14 protein-coding genes are annotated in these 16,374 nt (G+C 52.9%); 11 read left to right on the forward strand and 3 right to left on the reverse strand.

The features are described 5' to 3' along the window. Positions 1 to 9 precede the first annotated feature (9 nt). Positions 10 to 1,356: a HupE/UreJ family protein gene (locus tag F1E05_RS12785; protein ID WP_150049042.1), complete on the reverse strand. Its 1,347-nt coding sequence runs from the start codon at positions 1,354 to 1,356 to the stop codon at positions 10 to 12. A 355-nt stretch (positions 1,357 to 1,711) separates the two neighbouring features. Between F1E05_RS12785 and F1E05_RS12790 the strand changes: the two genes are divergently transcribed. The 3 genes from F1E05_RS12790 (at position 1,712) to F1E05_RS12800 (ending at position 5,295) form a co-directional block, all read left to right on the forward strand. Further along, positions 1,712 to 2,596 carry an NAD(+) kinase gene (locus F1E05_RS12790; RefSeq protein WP_150049044.1) on the forward strand — a complete coding sequence of 295 codons (885 nt, stop codon included), beginning with the start codon at positions 1,712 to 1,714 and terminating at the stop codon, positions 2,594 to 2,596. A gap of 3 nt (positions 2,597 to 2,599) precedes the next feature. Beyond that, entirely contained in the window at positions 2,600 to 4,276 is a 1,677-nt protein-coding gene (gene recN / locus F1E05_RS12795) for a DNA repair protein RecN (protein ID WP_150049046.1), read from the forward strand. 155 nt (positions 4,277 to 4,431) lie between these two features. Then, positions 4,432 to 5,295, forward strand: a complete 864-nt coding sequence (locus F1E05_RS12800; RefSeq protein ID WP_190303131.1) for a PilZ domain-containing protein — start codon at positions 4,432 to 4,434, stop codon at positions 5,293 to 5,295. A gap of 67 nt (positions 5,296 to 5,362) precedes the next feature. On the opposite strand, the gene F1E05_RS12805 is transcribed toward F1E05_RS12800, so the two are convergent. Both F1E05_RS12805 and F1E05_RS12810 read right to left on the reverse strand, forming a co-directional pair. Beyond that, entirely contained in the window at positions 5,363 to 6,082 is a 720-nt protein-coding gene (locus F1E05_RS12805; RefSeq protein WP_150049050.1) for a DUF2490 domain-containing protein, read from the reverse strand. A 397-nt stretch (positions 6,083 to 6,479) separates the two neighbouring features. Continuing rightward, positions 6,480 to 6,794 carry a hypothetical protein gene (locus tag F1E05_RS12810; RefSeq protein ID WP_150049052.1) on the reverse strand — a complete coding sequence of 105 codons (315 nt, stop codon included), beginning with the start codon at positions 6,792 to 6,794 and terminating at the stop codon, positions 6,480 to 6,482. 162 nt (positions 6,795 to 6,956) lie between these two features. Between F1E05_RS12810 and def the strand changes: the two genes are divergently transcribed. The 8 genes from def to rapA are packed head-to-tail and all read left to right on the forward strand — an operon-like array spanning position 6,957 to position 16,373. Beyond that, positions 6,957 to 7,484, forward strand: a complete 528-nt coding sequence (gene def, locus F1E05_RS12815; RefSeq protein WP_150049054.1) for a peptide deformylase — start codon at positions 6,957 to 6,959, stop codon at positions 7,482 to 7,484. A gap of 9 nt (positions 7,485 to 7,493) precedes the next feature. Beyond that, positions 7,494 to 8,408 carry a quinoprotein relay system zinc metallohydrolase 2 gene (locus F1E05_RS12820; RefSeq protein WP_150049056.1) on the forward strand — a complete coding sequence of 305 codons (915 nt, stop codon included), beginning with the start codon at positions 7,494 to 7,496 and terminating at the stop codon, positions 8,406 to 8,408. A 25-nt stretch (positions 8,409 to 8,433) separates the two neighbouring features. Next, the gene (locus F1E05_RS12825) at positions 8,434 to 9,261 is read left to right on the forward strand and encodes a quinoprotein dehydrogenase-associated SoxYZ-like carrier (RefSeq protein ID WP_150049058.1); all 828 of its coding nucleotides are present in this window, start codon (positions 8,434 to 8,436) and stop codon (positions 9,259 to 9,261) included. A gap of 41 nt (positions 9,262 to 9,302) precedes the next feature. Beyond that, positions 9,303 to 9,590, forward strand: coding sequence for a DUF2845 domain-containing protein (locus tag F1E05_RS12830; protein WP_232056649.1), 288 nt, complete (start codon positions 9,303 to 9,305; stop codon positions 9,588 to 9,590). Between the two features lie 35 nt (positions 9,591 to 9,625). Continuing rightward, complete coding sequence (gene cysC, locus F1E05_RS12835; protein WP_150049060.1) at positions 9,626 to 10,258, forward strand: adenylyl-sulfate kinase; 633 nt, start codon at positions 9,626 to 9,628, stop codon at positions 10,256 to 10,258. After that, positions 10,255 to 11,214 carry a DHH family phosphoesterase gene (locus F1E05_RS12840; protein ID WP_150049062.1) on the forward strand — a complete coding sequence of 320 codons (960 nt, stop codon included), beginning with the start codon at positions 10,255 to 10,257 and terminating at the stop codon, positions 11,212 to 11,214. Before cysC ends, F1E05_RS12840 begins: the two co-directional genes overlap by 4 nt. Positions 11,215 to 11,240: 26 nt before the next feature. Then, positions 11,241 to 13,556, forward strand: coding sequence for a VanZ family protein (locus F1E05_RS12845; RefSeq protein ID WP_190303132.1), 2,316 nt, complete (start codon positions 11,241 to 11,243; stop codon positions 13,554 to 13,556). A 45-nt stretch (positions 13,557 to 13,601) separates the two neighbouring features. After that, positions 13,602 to 16,373 (forward strand): RNA polymerase-associated protein RapA, encoded by a 2,772-nt coding sequence (rapA, locus tag F1E05_RS12850; protein WP_150049065.1) that lies wholly within the window; start codon positions 13,602 to 13,604, stop codon positions 16,371 to 16,373. Position 16,374: the final 1 nt, after the last annotated feature.

Genomic DNA, 16,374 nt, shown 5'->3' on the forward strand with positions numbered 1-16,374 from the left:
GCCGCCGTTTCAGCCGGACGAGGCGAATTGACGATAGGCGTAAGCGAGTGCCATGCGATTAGCGCCATTGGCACCGGCAGCCGGACCCGCAAAAACTAGGGATGAAGCGTCGAAATCGGCGGATGCACAGCCGGCGGCAGATAAGGGAAAGTCGGCGTCGCGATCGCTACGAACTAACTGCAGCGGCGTGGCGGCGTTGCTAGCGACTGAAGTACACGGAGAACAACCGAAGACTGCAGGCGTTTGAACGACACTGTCTTCGACAAAAAAAGGAAGCGGCGGGGTAACAACGGGAGGACATATGGGATTGGCAAGGGATAGTAGCGGCGGAGAGGTTTGACCAACCGCATCGCTACGCGCGCTTTTTCCTGGCGTCGCGTTGATAGTGGGGTAATAACGTTTGAATTCGATGCCCGGGGTATCGGCCGAGTCGATCCTTGCATTCAAGGCGGTTAATTGGCAATAGACCGCCTCGCTCCCCCCGCGCTCGGCTTGAAACCGGGCCGGATGATCGGACGCCGCCGCCGTTCCCGCTGCGGCTTTGCCTTGCGGCGTCTCGGCCTGCAACGTTTCGGGAATCTCGAAATGGGAACTTGCTCGCTGAAACCCGGGAGCTGAAAATCCTGCATCGGCCATAGCCGGAAAACCCCGGACCTGCGCAAACAAGGCAAAATAGTCGACGTTTTGATCCACGCGAACGGCCGGCGAAACCTGCGCCGTTCGCTCGGGAAACTGAGTCTGCGCGATTTTAGCTAAGGCGGGCCCTGAAAACAAAACCGTCACCAAGCAACCAACAGCCAATACCAGCAACTTCGCCACCAACATTCCGGCTCCATGCAGCAACAAGGTCGCCAACATGAAGCCTGCCGTGTAAGAAATTAAACCGGCAGAAGCCGAAATCTCCTGGCCGTGGGCAAAACCGTGAAAAAACGCGAAAAACGCCACGATAACCGCACTCGTCCGGTTGCTGAACCGTACATTGCGCACGATCAACATGCTGAAAGCGGCGCAGGACAACAACACGATATTTTCCACATTGGGCAACGCAAAACCCGCCGCTCCGGCAAAACCGCCCAAACTCATCACGCCGACAAAGGTCATGGGCAGCATCCAAACGGCGTGACCGCGCAACTGAGCGGCCCAGACGCCGACCGCCAACATGGTCAGCACGTGGTCCCAGCCGGTTAAAGGATGCGAGAAACCGCTACTGAGACCTACGCCGTCCAACGACATCAACCGACCGGCGAGCAGTACCGCCGCCAACAACAAAATCGCAGCACGGTAAGCAACGCTGCGTCCGCTGGAACGCTGCCCCGCAATCCGGTTACCGGTCAAACCGCGCCACACTTCTTTCATCACCGCAATCGTCAATTCGACAAAATGTTAACTAATTTGCTTTCAAAGCGCGGCATTCTACCCGCACCGGCGCGCAGAAATCCAGTTTAGAGCAGCAGCCTGCTCCGCCTTCAGCCGGCCTCGCTTACCGATCAACTTCTTCGGCGGATTTTTACCTAACGCGCATGAAGGCCCGGCAAATGAAAGGTAGTTGGTAGGAGCGGCGCCGCTACGTGACTTTGATGTAACCACTCGGTGTTTGGCGCGCCCCCGCTTGCTATTGCCCACCCAGTCTTTCGATATTGCCCTTAGCCAGCTACGGTTTTATTTGTATAATCCGGCGCACTTTCAACCGACGCACCCGCTCTGACACGACATGTCCCTAACCTTCCCCCGTATCGGCATCATCGGCAAATTCGGCGATCCGGGCATTTCTTCCGCATTAGCCGATTTGTTCCGTTTTTTGCATGAACGGGGGCATGAAGTCGTCATGGACAATCACAGCGCCGACTTGTTGTCCGAAGCCGGCATCAGCGGCCTCCACATGGAGCGGTTGCCCCAACATTGCGATTTGATCATCGCGGTCGGCGGCGACGGCACTTTTTTGGCGGCAGCCCGTGCCGCGGCGGATTTTGAAATCCCTCTCATCGGCGTGAATTTGGGGCGTTTGGGGTTTTTGGCCGATATTTCCCCCGACCAATCGGGCAACCGCCTGGAACAAATTTTATCCGGGCGATTCTTGACCGAACGCCGCTGCTTGTTGCAAGCCTCCATCATCCGCGACGGCCAGGTGATCCATAGGCAAACCGCGGTGAACGAGGTTGTGGTTCACCGCTGGGTCACGCCGAGCATGATAGAAATCGTCACCAGCATCGACGGCGTTTACCTGAATACTCAGCGCTCGGACGGCTTGATCGTGGCGACGCCAACCGGCTCCACCGCTTATTCGCTGTCCGCCGGCGGTCCGATATTGCATCCCGCCTTGAACGCCTTGGTATTGGTCCCCTTGAATCCGCATACCTTGTCCAACCGGCCTATAGTCATCGCCGACGACGCCGTGATCGAAATTCGCTTCAACCAAACCCGGCAAATCAACGCCTTGGTCACCTGCGACCATTTGGAAATTCCGGACGTATCGATAGGCGACAGAATTCTGATCGAAAAGGCCGAAAAAACCATTACTATTTTGCATCCCAAAGACCACGACTATTTCCACATCTTGCGCAGCAAATTGAATTGGAGCGGCGGCAACCCCGCTTAAGTCATGCTTTTAAATCTGAACATCATCGATTTAGCCGTCGTCGATCAACTGGATCTGGATTTGGACCCCGGCATGTCGGTATTGACCGGGGAAACCGGCGCCGGAAAATCCATCTTGTTGACGGCCTTGGGACTGGCTTTGGGCGACCGCGCCGATTCCGGCTATGTGCGCCCCCATTGCAAGCGCGCGGAAATCAACATCGAATTCGACCTGAGCGATGCGCCGTTGGCCGGTCAATGGCTGGCGGAACACGAGCTGGACGACGACGGCCAGTGCTTAATCCGCCGGACGGTCGGCGAAGATGGCCGCTCCAAAGCCTATATCAACAATCGGCCGGTCAATTTACACACCTTGCAGGCTCTGGCCCGGCTGTTAGTGGAGATTCACGGCCAACACGCCCATCTGACCCTGCTGGACAGCGAAGCCCAACGGCGCTTGCTGGACGATTTCGCCGACCATCAAGCGCTTTTACACGCGCTCAACGATTGTCAAACCGCCTGGAAAAACGCGCACAAAACCCTGCAGCAGTTACTTAAAACCGGCAGCGACCAAGCCGAGCGCGAAGAACTGTTGCGCTATCAATTGGACGAATTGCGCCAATTAGATCTGCAACAATTCGACTATGCCGCGTTGACCGAGCAACACCGCAAACTGGCTAATTTGGGCAAAATCCTGAGCGAGGGCCAGCAACAATTGCAAATCTTGTACGACAACGATCAGCAATCCGTGGCCGATATGCTGGCGCATGTGCTTCATGCGTTGAGCGATTTAAGCCGGTACGCCGGCGAGTTGCAGCCGCTGGTCGAATTGCTGACCGAAGCGGACATCCAAATTCAGGAAGCCAGCCAACAACTGCGGCGTTTTTTAGACAACCAAGAAGCGGACCCGCAACACTTGGGTTGGCTGGAACAACAGCTGGGCGTCATCCAGAGTTTAAGCCGCAAGCATAAAGTCCAACCGGAAACATTACCGCAATTGGCCGACGAGTTGGCCGCGGAACTCGACGGCATCAGCCACAGCAGCGAGCGCATCGAAGCCTTGCAGCAAGACTGCAGCCGCTTGCAAGCGCAATATACCCAATTGGCGCAACAACTCTCGGCTAGTCGGGCGCGGGCCGGCGCCGAACTGCAGCAACGCATTTCCGCCACTATCAAAGAACTCGGAATGCCGCACGGCGAGTTCATAGTCGAATTACGTCCCTTGCAAAATCGCGAACCGCAACTGAACGGCTGGGACACGATAGAGTTTTTGGTGAGCACCAACCCCGGTTTGCCGGCCAAACCCCTGGCAAAAGTCGCCTCAGGCGGCGAATTGTCGCGCATCAGTTTGGCGATTCAGGTCACCACCAGCAGCGATAAAACCACCCCGACCATGATTTTCGACGAAGTCGACAGCGGCATCGGCGGCGGCATCGCCGAAATCGTCGGCCAAAAGTTGCGCCGGCTAAGCGCCAACCGGCAAGTGTTGTGCGTCACCCATTTGCCGCAAGTCGCCGCCCAAGCCCATCAACATTTATTCGTCGCCAAAAATCAACGGGCGGAAGTCACTGCCTCGACGGTAAAACGTTTGAACGAACAAGAACGGGTAGAGGAAATTGCCCGCATGCTGGGTGGAGTCACCATTACCGAAAACACCTTGGCTCACGCCAAGGAGATGCTGGAATCGTCGAGCGACGCCTGAGCCGCTCGGCTTTCGGATTTTAAAGCCTATAATTTGCCGGCATGATCGAAGCTTTTATCCGTAACAACCCGACAGCCTAACGCTCGGTAAACGACCATCCGGTGAGCATGCCGCTTACACTGTTGAGGCTACTGTTAATTTCGGACGCGATTGCCATGAGCAAAGAACCTGTCAAAACGATTAATCGCCGGCTTGCTTACCGGGTTTATGATCAAGCCCATTTGATTTTCAGCAAGCTGGAACAAGAGCCGGAACAGCTCCCGCCAGCGGTAAGCGCATACCCGCCAATCCCTGTTTTGCCTAATTCCAAAGCCAAGGAAAACGACACTCTGCGCGTCAATATCAGTAGCAACGGCGTCGCGTTTACCTGCGAGCAACCCTTGTACCCAGGCGACATGTTGCGGGTGCGGATTTTTCTATTGAGTACGCAGACCAGCATCGTCACCTGCTGCCGGGTGATTTATTGCAAACCGAGCAACCCGTTCGAACTCGACCGTTATCCTTATACGGTCGGGGCACAATTCGTCAACCTCGCTGCCGGCGACCGCGAGGTGTTGCTGCGTTACGTCCGCCGCCACCAAAGATTTCAATGGTTGCGCCGCAGCCTGTTGAGTGCTTGCCTGTTGATCGTGCTGCTTTTTCCTATCGATACCGCCGACTATCTCTATTCGGTTGCGGAAATCGCGATAGAAAGCCTGATCGACTTAGCCCTCGCAACTTACGAATCCAGCCAATTCCACTTATATAAAGCCCTCGAACGGACGCTGGCCACCGACAGCCGGCAAACCGAGATGCTGCTGTTTTATCTCACCTTACTTGCCGGACTGACACTAGGCTATTTAATCTGGCGCACGCTTCCCGGTAAACTGGCCGACGCGTTCTACCGGCTCGGCTGTTACCTTACCCGAAAAAAATCCAGCCTGGCTTACGCGTGGAGCGAACAATCGGCGCTGGACAAAGCTAAAATCATCGCGGTCGGCCTGCTCTCGGTTGGCGGCTATGCCTTCTTGTCATTTTGATTTGGATGGACGCTGCGTCGAGCGCCTTACCGCCGGCGGCATACGCTTTTAACAAGCCTGGTTAACGCTAAAATTGGTAGCGCAGGTTGAATTGGACATTGTGGGTAAAGACGTTGTCGAGGCCGGGCAAACTATAGACATATTGCCCCAGATAACCGAGGTCCGCACCCAGCGCCTTGTCGAATTGATAGCTCACCCCGCCCAACGCTCGGTTTTCGCTAAAACCGCTTCTGCCGTAATCGTTGCCGTTCAGATACCAAAGGGTTTCGTCACCCGCATAAACGCTGAGTTTATCGTCTATCCAGGCCAAGGGATAACTGACTTGCACCAGCTGCCGAAGCCGGATACCCAACTCGCCGCTGTCCTGCCGCACCCGTTCTTCCAATCGAGTTCGACTGGTAAAACGCCAAGCATCGGCAGAGGAATTCCATAAAAAATCTTGATAGGGCCGGCTTTCCTGATAAGACGCTTTACCCAGCGGATGCCCCCAATCGTGCACATAGCCCAGCCAAACACTGGCGTGTTGATTTAACCCATAACCTATTTGCGCAAACGCTAAATTTTCCGCCAAGCGCATACCCTCCGGGTTATCGTCCCGGGTCCTCGCTTGTTCCATCAGCAGCCAACGGACATCCGCCAAGTTAGCCGACACGGCATGCAAACTGCCGGACAAGGTTAAAGAGGACCAGGTCCCGCCCATATCGTCGGTCAGTGCTTGGGCTATCGGCACATACGCCAAACCGAAAAGCGGCACTGTTTTTATGCATTCCAAAATTTTTTTTCGCATTGAGCCTCCTTTGTCGCGGCCTACACAAACTGAGCGGTGGCGTCGAACAAATGCAAGTTGTCCGGAACCGGCGGAGACGGTTCCACCGATGTCATCCGATCGGGTTATTAGCGGAATACGTGCCAAACGCGAATCCGTTATGCCATGCGGGCGCAAAGCCCGGACAAAGCCGCTTGAGGGTGCATATAAACCGGCATAGCCGGTTGATTTGCTCGGACTACAAAGCCGGTCAGCCGGCAAGATTGGCTGCGAATTTAAAAAAGCGCCGCGCTCAAACAGCAGAGCACAAGCTTGAGGAGGGATTAAAAAGAGGGGAAAAGATGCAACGACTTTGACCGATGTTCGAATCGATACGACTTGGATCGAACATCGGCTATCGGAAAATAGCGCGGATAAATTATTTTTTCTCGTCGCTTTTGGTCGATTTATCAGCGGATGGAGCCGGAGCCGGTTTATTGCCGGCACATTTGCCTTCCATCGCTTTGGCGTCGGTGGATTTTTGCATCATCGCCCCACCGCATTTGCCTTCGCCGCAAGCGCCGTCTTTCATCTTGGAAGACGCATCTTTTTCCGCTTCCGCGCTCAGCATGTAACCGGAGGTTAAATCCGACAATGCAAAAGGATTGGCGTCGGGTTGAGCCGCGTTAGCCGCAAACGGCAGAAGCGAAGCGCCGATAGCCAGAGCGAACGGTGTTTTTTGGATTTTTTTCATAGTAACTCCTGATGGTTGATCGATTAATTCCCCGGCATGTCAACGCGGGCGTTATAAACGCGCGGCTACTATCACAAAAAAGCCCAATGATGTAAAGGTGAGCCAATTCTAATAAACCACAGTATACTGAACGCATCTTTCTAGTAGCCAATCTGGGAACCTATGCTTAGCAAACCGGAAATTCTGCAACTCGGGGCCGCTGCATTGCGTCAACACGCCAGCCCCGTTGACGATTTTAAAAGCCCGGAGTTCCAGCAGTTATTGCAAACGTTGCACGAGCGAATGCTGGAAAACAATGGCGTGGGCATCGCGGCTCCACAGCTTGGCATAGGTAAACAAATCGTCATCGTCGCTTCCCGCCCTACCGCGCGTTATCCCCATGCCCCGGAAATGCCGCCGGTCGTTATGATCAATCCGTATTACGAAATCGTGGATCGCACCATAGGCAAAGACTGGGAAGGCTGCCTGAGCGTGCCCGGCATCCGCGCGCTAGTACCCAGATTCCGCGCACTCAGAGTCTATTACCAAGATGCCGCCGGCACGGCAAAGCAACTACTGTTGCAGGATTTTCCGGCTAGGGTGTTTCAACACGAATACGATCATTTGCTGGGTTTGGTGTATCTGGACAGAGTGGAAAACAACCGCGACATCGTCTCCGAATCCGAATTTTATAAATTGATCGCCGCTTAACAACTCAACATGCGCTTATTGTCTTTTTGTATTGGCTTGATGCTGGCTGCGGACGCCTACGCCTTGCCGGCCTTAAAAATAACCGAAGCCGCGCCGGGCGTATATGTCCACCTTGCCGAGCATCATTGGCCCGACCGCGAAAATCACGGCGAAATCGCCAATATCGGCTTCATCGTCGGCGACCGTTGCGTCGCCGTGATCGACAGCGGCGGAAGTCCGCAACAAGGCTTGGCACTGCGCAACGCCATCACCCGCGTCACCAGCACGCCTATCTGCTACGTCATCAATACCCACGTGCATCCCGACCACATCTACGGCAATCTCGCGTTCAAACAAGCGGGAGTTCGGTTCGTCGGTCACGCCAAGCTGGCCCGCGCCATGGCTACCCGTGCCCCGCACTATCTGAGTAAAGCCGACGACATGTTGGATATTCGGGTAAGCGCCAAAAACATCGTCGCCCCGGACATCGAAGTCCAAGACCGCATGCGCATTGACCTAGGCAATCGGGAATTGCTGCTGACCGCTCATCCGACCGCCCATACCGATAACGATTTAAGCATTTACGACGCCAAAACCGATACCTTGTGGGCAGCCGATTTACTATTCTTGGAACACGTTCCGGTCATCGACGGCAGCATCACCGGTTGGTTGACGCAACTGCAACAACTGGAAAAACAACGCTATCGATTGGTAATACCGGGACACGGCCGCTTGGTTCGCGATTGGCCGCAAGCGCTGCAAGCCGAGCGGGCCTATTTAAGCCAACTGGCCGACGAAGTCAGGGGTATGATCAAGCACGGTAAAACCCTGGAATATGCCATGGAACACGCCGCTTGGTCGCAGCAAAGCCAGTGGCAACTGTTCGAACAATTCCATAGAAAAAATGTCACACTCGCATTTGCGGAATTAGAATGGGAAGACTGAAAACCATTGAACATAGAGAGCGACAATGAGCAAATTGTATAAGGTAATCGGCTTGTGTTTATTGATGCCAGTCATCGCCTTTGCCGAAGGCGACGAGCGCAACTGGGACAATTTGCTGAAAAACCAGTATTTCGCCGGCAAGGCTATAGAAGAGTCCAACCCGATTATCGAACTGGAAGCGCCGTACCGCGCCGAAGACCCGGCGATCGTTCCGGTAAAAATTGTCAGTAAGATTGCGCAAACGCCGGCCCGCTACATAAAAAAGGTATGGGTTTTGGTGGATAACAACCCCTTTCCCTTCGTAGGCGAATTCGACTTCTTTCCTGAAAGCGGCAAGGCTGACCTCGCCATGCGGGTAAGGGTCAATACCTACAGCAATATTCGGGCGATTGCCGAAACCAACGACGGCAAACTGAGCATGGCCAAAAAATACGTGAAAGCCAGCGGCGGATGTTCCGCACCGATTGGCGCCGATCTGGACGAAGCGATGAAGCGTTTGGGTAAAATGAAGTTTCGTTTGGACGAAGGCGTCCCATCCGGTCAGGCGGCATTAGCGCAGTTGATGATCAGCCATCCCAACATCACCGGCATGCAGATGGATCAAATGACTCGTTTCGTTAGAAAGTCGCATTTCGTCGATCGGTTGAAAGTCACCTTCAACGACAAACCGGTTTTGCAAGCTAAAATCGATATCGCCATCAGCGCCGACCCCAATTTCCGCTTTTATTTCGTACCGGACAAACCCGGCGAATTAAAAGCCGAATTTACCGATATATCCTGCGAATCCCCTATAGACCGGGCAGTCTGCGCCAAGGGGCAAAGTTACAGTCAAACCTTTCCGGTCCAACCTTGAAGATCTTGCCAACTCTGGTTTTAAGCCTTTGCGGCCTTGCCTTGTCTAACAACGCCCATGCGTTTCGTTGCGGTCACGAATTGGTGCGAATAGGCGATCACAAACTGGACGTGCTGGACAAATGCGGCGAACCGGCGACTGTAGACAGACGTAGCGGCATACGCGGCAGCCGCTTGCGCCATCCCTACGGCGCACTGCAGCTGGAGCAATTCGAAGAAGTCGAAATCGAAGAGTGGATCTACAATTTCGGCCCTAGGCGTTTTCGGGAGTACCTACGCTTCGAAAACGGCATTTTGAAAGATATCGAACAACTGGATTACGGCCGCTAACTGTCCCCTCCCTTTACCATCAAACGCCAGATACTATGGAACCTAAAAGCAGCAACACCGTTTGGCATCACGCCACCGTTACCCGTCTGAGACGCGAAGCGCAAAACGGCCACAAATCGGTCATTCTATGGTTTACCGGCTTATCCGGGGCCGGAAAATCGACGCTGGCGCATGCGGTCGAAGAACGCTTGCACCAACTCGGCTGTAGAACGTTCGTACTCGACGGCGACAACGTCAGGCACGGTCTGTGCGGCGATTTGGGCTTCACCGAAGCGGACCGACAAGAAAATATTCGCCGCATCGCCGAAGTCGCCAAACTGATGCTGGAAGCCGGCACAATTACCTTAACCGCCTTTATCTCCCCGTTCAGAGCCGAACGGGCGCTGGCCCGCAAACTGGTACCTCACGGCGACTTTATCGAAATTTACTGCAGTTGCGATTTGACTATCTGCGAACAGCGCGACGTAAAAGGCTTGTATAAAAAGGCCCGACAGGGCGAGATTCAGCACTTTACCGGTATTTCCTCTCCGTACGAAGCGCCGGAAAAACCGGAGTTAACCGTAGATACCGGCGCCCAAAATCTCGAGCAATGCGTAGACCAAGTGCTAAAACTGTTGGCTGAACGCGGCGTCCTTGATTCCGCAACGCTGGCAAAGGCCGCCCCATGAATTTCGATGTATTTAACGGCGATGCCGACGGAATTTGCGCGCTGATCCAGCTGCGCTTGGCCGAACCGCGCGCAGCCAAATTGATTACCGGCGTCAAGCGCGATATCAGTCTGCTAAAACAGGTAGACCCGGAAACCGCCAAGCAAGTAACCGTGCTGGATATCGCCTTGGAAAAGAACCGCGAGCCTTTAACGAAGTTACTCGACCGGCAAGTCGAGGTGTTTTACGTCGACCACCACAATCCCGGCGCAGACATACCCAAACACCCTGGGCTACAACCGCTAATCAACACGGATCCCAATGTTTGCACCAGCCTGCTGGTCGATCGGCATTTAGAGCACCAATTCTCGGCATGGGCGGTGACCGCGGCATTCGGCGACAATTTGGCAAGCAGCGCGCAAGCCCTGGCCAACCGGATCGGACTCGAGCAAACAGCCAGCGAAACTCTCAAACAATTGGGAATCTGCATCAATTACAACGCTTACGGGGAGAGCGTCGCGGATTTGCATTTTCCGCCGGAAGAGCTTTTCGAACTGATGCGACCCTACCGGTCTCCGCTCGATTTCATCGCCGAGCACGACGAACTATTTCGCCGCTTGAGTGAAGGCTATGCGAACGATCTGGCCTTGGCTTGGCAAGTTGCCCCGGAATACGAATCGGCTAACGCCGCGTTGTTTATTCTGCCGGACGAGCGGTGGAGCCGCCGGGTAAGCGGAGTGTGGAGCAATGACTTAGCCAACCGCTATCCGGACAGAGCGCACGCCGTGCTCAGCCACAATCGGCAAGGCGGCTATACAGTAAGTGTTAGGGCTCCGTTACACAAAAAAGCCGGCGCCGACGAGTTATGCGCCAAATTTCCTACCGGCGGCGGACGCAAGGCGGCGGCGGGGATCAATCACTTACCGCACGAACAACTCGACTCGTTTATCGCCAATCTTACTCTACAATACAGCTGATATTTTGCCGTAGCGGAAATGAGTCAGTGAAAAAACAATTATCTATAGTATGCGTTTTATATACGATATTTGTTGTCTACGGCAGCTTGGTGCCATTGGACTACAGACCGTTTCCTCTTGCGGAAGCATGGTCCAAGTTTCAAAATATCCGTTATCTCAATCTAGGCATAGCCTCCAGAGCGGACTGGGTTGCCAATATATTATTATTCATTCCGCTCGCCTATTTATGGTGCGGCAGACTTTCGCTGGCCACGCAAAACAAACTATTAAGAGGTATCGGCAATACATTGGTTTTATTTGCCTGTATTCTGCTGACATTTTCGATAGAATTTTGCCAATTGTTTTTCCCTCCTAGGACGGTTTCTCTAAACGACATTATCGCCGAGACCCTAGGTGGATTTATCGGCTTATTTGCTTGGCTTTTCAGCGGAAATAGTTTTTTTGAATGGCTTAAAAAATATTATTTAAACAAATCGGATCCACTGATTTATTTAAAGCTTTATATCGGCGGATTGTTGTTTTACAGCGTAATTCCGCTGGATTTGACGCTCAGCCCGGTGGAATTTTTTCATAAATGGCAAGAAGGCCGAATCGTACTGATTCCTTTCACCCATTTACAATCCGACGTCATTCAAAACATTTATCAAACGGTCGCCGATATACTGTTGTGGTGCCCGGTACCGTGGTTGTGGAGCCGGAACGGAAATTTCACCCGTTCGCAACTATTGATTAAAACGCTGGTTGCCGCGACTGTAATCGAATTTTTGCAATTATTTGTCTATAGCCGAACCACCGATACTACCGATATTGTTACCGCCTTGATGGGAAGCGGCATCGGCTTGCAACTCGTTTCACAATCCGGGCAAAGCTTGCCTGGCCGAATTACACTGTTAAAACCGCTACTGATAGGCGCTTTTATCGCGTGGTCTTTTATCATAGCGGCAGTATTTTGGTATCCCTATCATTTCGATTCGACACTCGGCTTGACAAACTGGACGGCAAGTTTCTTCAAGCTACCGTTTTATTCTTATTATTACGGCACGGAATATCGAGCTATTACCGAGGTATTCCATAAAACCTTATTTTTCTTCCCGCTAGGCGCGCTTGCCGCACTGTATCCGCTCAATAAAAAAACCGATAAGATTCCGGCATTAATTTTAGCCTTAATAGGCTTGATCGCATTCACGATCGAATTCGGTCAAGCCTTTATACCGCAAAAAAGCACCGATATAACCGATTGGCTGCTGGAAGTATTGGGCGGTTACGCCGGATATAAAATCATCGTGTTACTCGCCACCGCTCCGGCGCCTGTACCAATCTCGCAAAGCGGATTTTTCACCGACAGAAAATCCAAAAATCCGACCGGCCAGACACGGCCGATTTCGACAAGCGCCCCCGCACCTTTCGGTTTATTTTTCTCCGCCTTACCCTTTTTAGCGACTTTTATAACTCTGACATTACTTAAAAACAGTTCTAGGATTCCTTATAATTTTCGAGAATTGTTTGCCTCGGAATACCCGCTGCTGAATACATTCGGTTTCACCGTTTTACTGTATTGGTGTTTCTCGTTTCCGATGTGGTATTTACTGAAACTTGGCGGCAAATCGAAAAACCTTGGTTTTTTCGTCATCAAAACCGTGTCGATTCATGCCCTAATCGCCTGGCTATTGGTGAGAATCACATTACCTATGGAAAGTATATACGACGTGATCGGCAATCCGGTTTTATCGCTGCCGTCGGAATTGGAAATGGGGCTGCGCTTCGTGTTTCTATTTGGAATATTTTCCACCATGATAACAGCCGGAACATTCTTCTCCATCTACTCGGCCGTCAATCCTCGCCATTCCTTATTACCCGTTATTTTAGGAGCGATTGAAAGCGGAATATGTATAGGGCTGGCATTTTGGGTAGTGATCGTAGAAGCAGGCACAGACAACCTGATAGAGTTATTGCCAAACGCCGGTTATTCTTTTAAAACAATCAACCTGTTAATCTATTTATTTTTATTTGCTTGGCTCGGCAGTTCCCTGGCGGCTGCATTATCCTATCGCCAGTATATCAGAACCGGTATGCTAGGCATTATATTTGCTGTTTCATTACCCATGAGCTATCAATTGTTTAACTGGGGAACCGAACAATTTATATTTAAATACGGCCGATTATTCTCGGCAGCACAATTTCTACTGAGTTCCAACCGGGAGCAACTGACGTCCGGAGAAGAATTAAGCACGCGTTTTTATATACTGCATACTGCGCTAGTATTCTGCACGACGCTCGCGCAGTGGTCTATCCTAACCTTCCATAAGTCCGTATCCATCCGCACACCCGCCATACGCTCCTAACGCTATATAATATCGATCCCTTATCGTTTTTGACGCAGTAACACAATGAACGACTTTATTCCCGGCCAGCGCTGGATTAGCAACACCGAGTCCGAACTGGGCTTGGGCATGATCTTGGAGGCGGATTACAACCGCGTCACCGTAATGTTTTTAGCTACCGGCGATAAGCGGGTGTATGCGCGCGACAATGCGCCGCTGACCCGCGTCAAATTCGCCGTCGGCGACATCATCGAGTCCAGCGAATTCATCAAGATCACCATACAGCAGGTCGCTCAACAAAACGGTTTGTTAAGTTACCTCGGCTTGGACCAAGATGGCCAATTGCAGCAAATCGACGAAATGGAACTGAATCACACCATTCAGTTCAACAAACCGCAAGATCGTTTGTTTACCGGCCAATTCGATCCCAGCGCTTGGTTTAGCTTGCGTTTCGACACCTGGCAACGCCAACAGCGTCACCAGCAATCGGCCGTTAAAGGCTTGCAAGGCGCGCGTGCCGCGCTGATCCCGCACCAAATTTATATCGCGCACCAAGCCGCGAATCGGGTAGCGCCGCGCGTGATGTTGGCCGACGAAGTCGGCTTGGGAAAAACCATAGAAGCCGGTTTGATCTTGCATCACCGCTTGGTGAACGGCTTGAGCAAAAGAATATTGATCTTGGTGCCCGAAGCTCTGATTTATCAATGGCTGGTGGAAATGCTGCGCCGTTTCAACCTGCGTTTTAGCTTATTGGACGAAACTCGCTGTCTGGCCTGCCAAGAAGACAATCCGTTCGCATCGGAACAATTGGTGCTTTGCAGCCAGCAATTCTTCGCCGATTTCCCGGAACGACAATCACAAGCCCTGGATGCCGGCTGGGATATGGTTGTAGTGGACGAGGCCCACCATCTGGCCTGGAGCGAACACGCACCCAGCGCCGAATATTCGTTCGTGGAACGGCTGGCCCATAACGTAGACGGTCTGATTCTTTTGACCGCCACGCCCGAACAGCTCGGCAAAGAGAGCCATTTCGCCCGCTTGCGTTTACTCGACCCGGACCGGTTTTACAGCTTCGAACACTATTTAAACGACGAACGTCAGTTCGCCCCGGTTGCGGAGTTAGCCAACCGCTTGTTGTCCGGTCACCCACTGGACCGCGCCGCACGTGAGCAACTGAAAAAAATTCTGCAACAAGACAATGCCGATGCCTTGCTGGAGCGTCTGCAGGCCGCCCCCGAACAAGATGCCGTGCGGGAAGAATTGATCGGTTTATTATTGGATCACCACGGCACCGGCCGAATCCTGTTCCGGAATTCCCGGCATACGGTGCAAGGCTTTCCCGAGCGACAACGCTTCGACTATCCGTTGCAGGGTGAAGACAACCTGCCCCTGGCAGACAGCCCCTACTTTGTATGGTTGTTGGACTTTTTAAAACGGCTGGGCGAAGAAAAGACCTTGTTAATCTGCCGACGGGCCGAAACCGTCGTGCAACTGGAACAATTGCTTAGGCTGCACGTCGGTCATACCGGCGCGGTATTCCACGAAGGCATGAGCATAGTCGAACGGGACAGAGCCGCCGCCTTTTTCGCGGACGACGAAAGCCGCGCCCAAATACTGTTATGTTCGGAAATCGGCAGCGAAGGCCGCAATTTCCAGTTCGTCCGCCATCTGGTGCTATTCGATTTGCCCGATAACCCTGACCTTCTACAGCAACGTATAGGCCGACTCGACCGGATAGGCCAAAAACACGTCATTCAGCTGCATATTCCCTACATAGTCGGCAGCGCTCAACACGTGCTGTTTCGTTGGTACGACGAAGGCTTGGACGCGTTCAGGCGAAATTGCTCGGCGGCAGGACACGTGGCCAAACTGTTGGACCAAGAGCTACAACGCCAGCTTAGCGCCCACCACTCAGGCGAATTGACGGACTTTATCGAGCAGACGCGCCGGCTAACCTCAAAAATCGAGGACGAACTGCATAACGGCCGCGATCAATTGCTGGAGTTGAATTCCTGCCGAAGGGAACAAGCCGACGCGCTGATCGCCCAACTAACGGAAGAGGAAAACGACGGCAGCCTGTGGCCCTACATGGAAGCCATGTTCGATTGCTACGGGGTAGACGTCGAATACCATTCCGCCGACTGCCATATCCTGTGGCCTAGCGAAAACCTGCGTATTGCACACTTTCCGATGCTGCAAGACGACGGCTTGACGGTAACCACCAACCGGCAAATCGCACTGGCGCGCGAAGACATGCAATTTTTGACTCAAGAACACCCCATGGTGCTATCGGCCATGGACTTGGTACTTTCCAGCGAAACCGGCAACGCTGCGGTCAGCATCGTGAAGCAGCCGCAACTACGGCCCGGCCAGTTTTTGCTGGAATTGTTGTTTTTAGCCGAATGCAGCGCCCCGGCTCACTTGTTGCTGGGCCGCTTTATGCCGCCCACGCCCATTCGAATTTTGATCGATCAGCATAAAATAGATTTGTCGGCAGCGGTCAGCCATGAATCAATGACCGATACCAACGACAACGGGCTGGATAAAGAACAAATCGTACAGTTCTTGCACAATCAAAGAAGCTTGATTCAGGACATGATCAAAGTGGGCGAACAGAAAGCCCAAGCCAGAATGCAAAACTTAATCAACGAAAACAGCAACAAAATGATTACCGCGCTAACAGGAGAAATCAAGCGCTTGGTCAGACTGAAAAAAATCAATCCCGGCATCAAAGACAGCGAAATTCAGCAACTGAAAGAAATGACCATGCTGTCGCACGAATGCATCCAGGAAACCCAATTGCGTTTGGACGCAGTGCGCTTCGTCATTACCGCATAAC

This window comes from Methylomonas rhizoryzae, assembly GCF_008632455.1.
In the GTDB taxonomy this organism is placed as follows: Bacteria; Pseudomonadota; Gammaproteobacteria; order Methylococcales; family Methylomonadaceae; genus Methylomonas; species Methylomonas rhizoryzae.

Bases quoted from the DNA above. Each gene is read 5' to 3' on its own strand.
- F1E05_RS12785 (WP_150049042.1), bottom strand. From the start codon at position 1,356: ATGAAAGAAGTGTGGCGCGGTTTGACCGGTAACCGGATTGCGGGGCAG.
- F1E05_RS12790 (WP_150049044.1), top strand. From the start codon at position 1,712: ATGTCCCTAACCTTCCCCCGTATCGGCATCATCGGCAAATTCGGCGAT.
- recN (WP_150049046.1), top strand. From the start codon at position 2,600: ATGCTTTTAAATCTGAACATCATCGATTTAGCCGTCGTCGATCAACTG.
- F1E05_RS12800 (WP_190303131.1), top strand. From the start codon at position 4,432: ATGAGCAAAGAACCTGTCAAAACGATTAATCGCCGGCTTGCTTACCGG.
- F1E05_RS12805 (WP_150049050.1), bottom strand. From the start codon at position 6,082: ATGCGAAAAAAAATTTTGGAATGCATAAAAACAGTGCCGCTTTTCGGT.
- F1E05_RS12810 (WP_150049052.1), bottom strand. From the start codon at position 6,794: ATGAAAAAAATCCAAAAAACACCGTTCGCTCTGGCTATCGGCGCTTCG.
- def (WP_150049054.1), top strand. From the start codon at position 6,957: ATGCTTAGCAAACCGGAAATTCTGCAACTCGGGGCCGCTGCATTGCGT.
- F1E05_RS12820 (WP_150049056.1), top strand. From the start codon at position 7,494: ATGCGCTTATTGTCTTTTTGTATTGGCTTGATGCTGGCTGCGGACGCC.
- F1E05_RS12825 (WP_150049058.1), top strand. From the start codon at position 8,434: ATGAGCAAATTGTATAAGGTAATCGGCTTGTGTTTATTGATGCCAGTC.
- cysC (WP_150049060.1), top strand. From the start codon at position 9,626: ATGGAACCTAAAAGCAGCAACACCGTTTGGCATCACGCCACCGTTACC.
- F1E05_RS12840 (WP_150049062.1), top strand. From the start codon at position 10,255: ATGAATTTCGATGTATTTAACGGCGATGCCGACGGAATTTGCGCGCTG.
- rapA (WP_150049065.1), top strand. From the start codon at position 13,602: ATGAACGACTTTATTCCCGGCCAGCGCTGGATTAGCAACACCGAGTCC.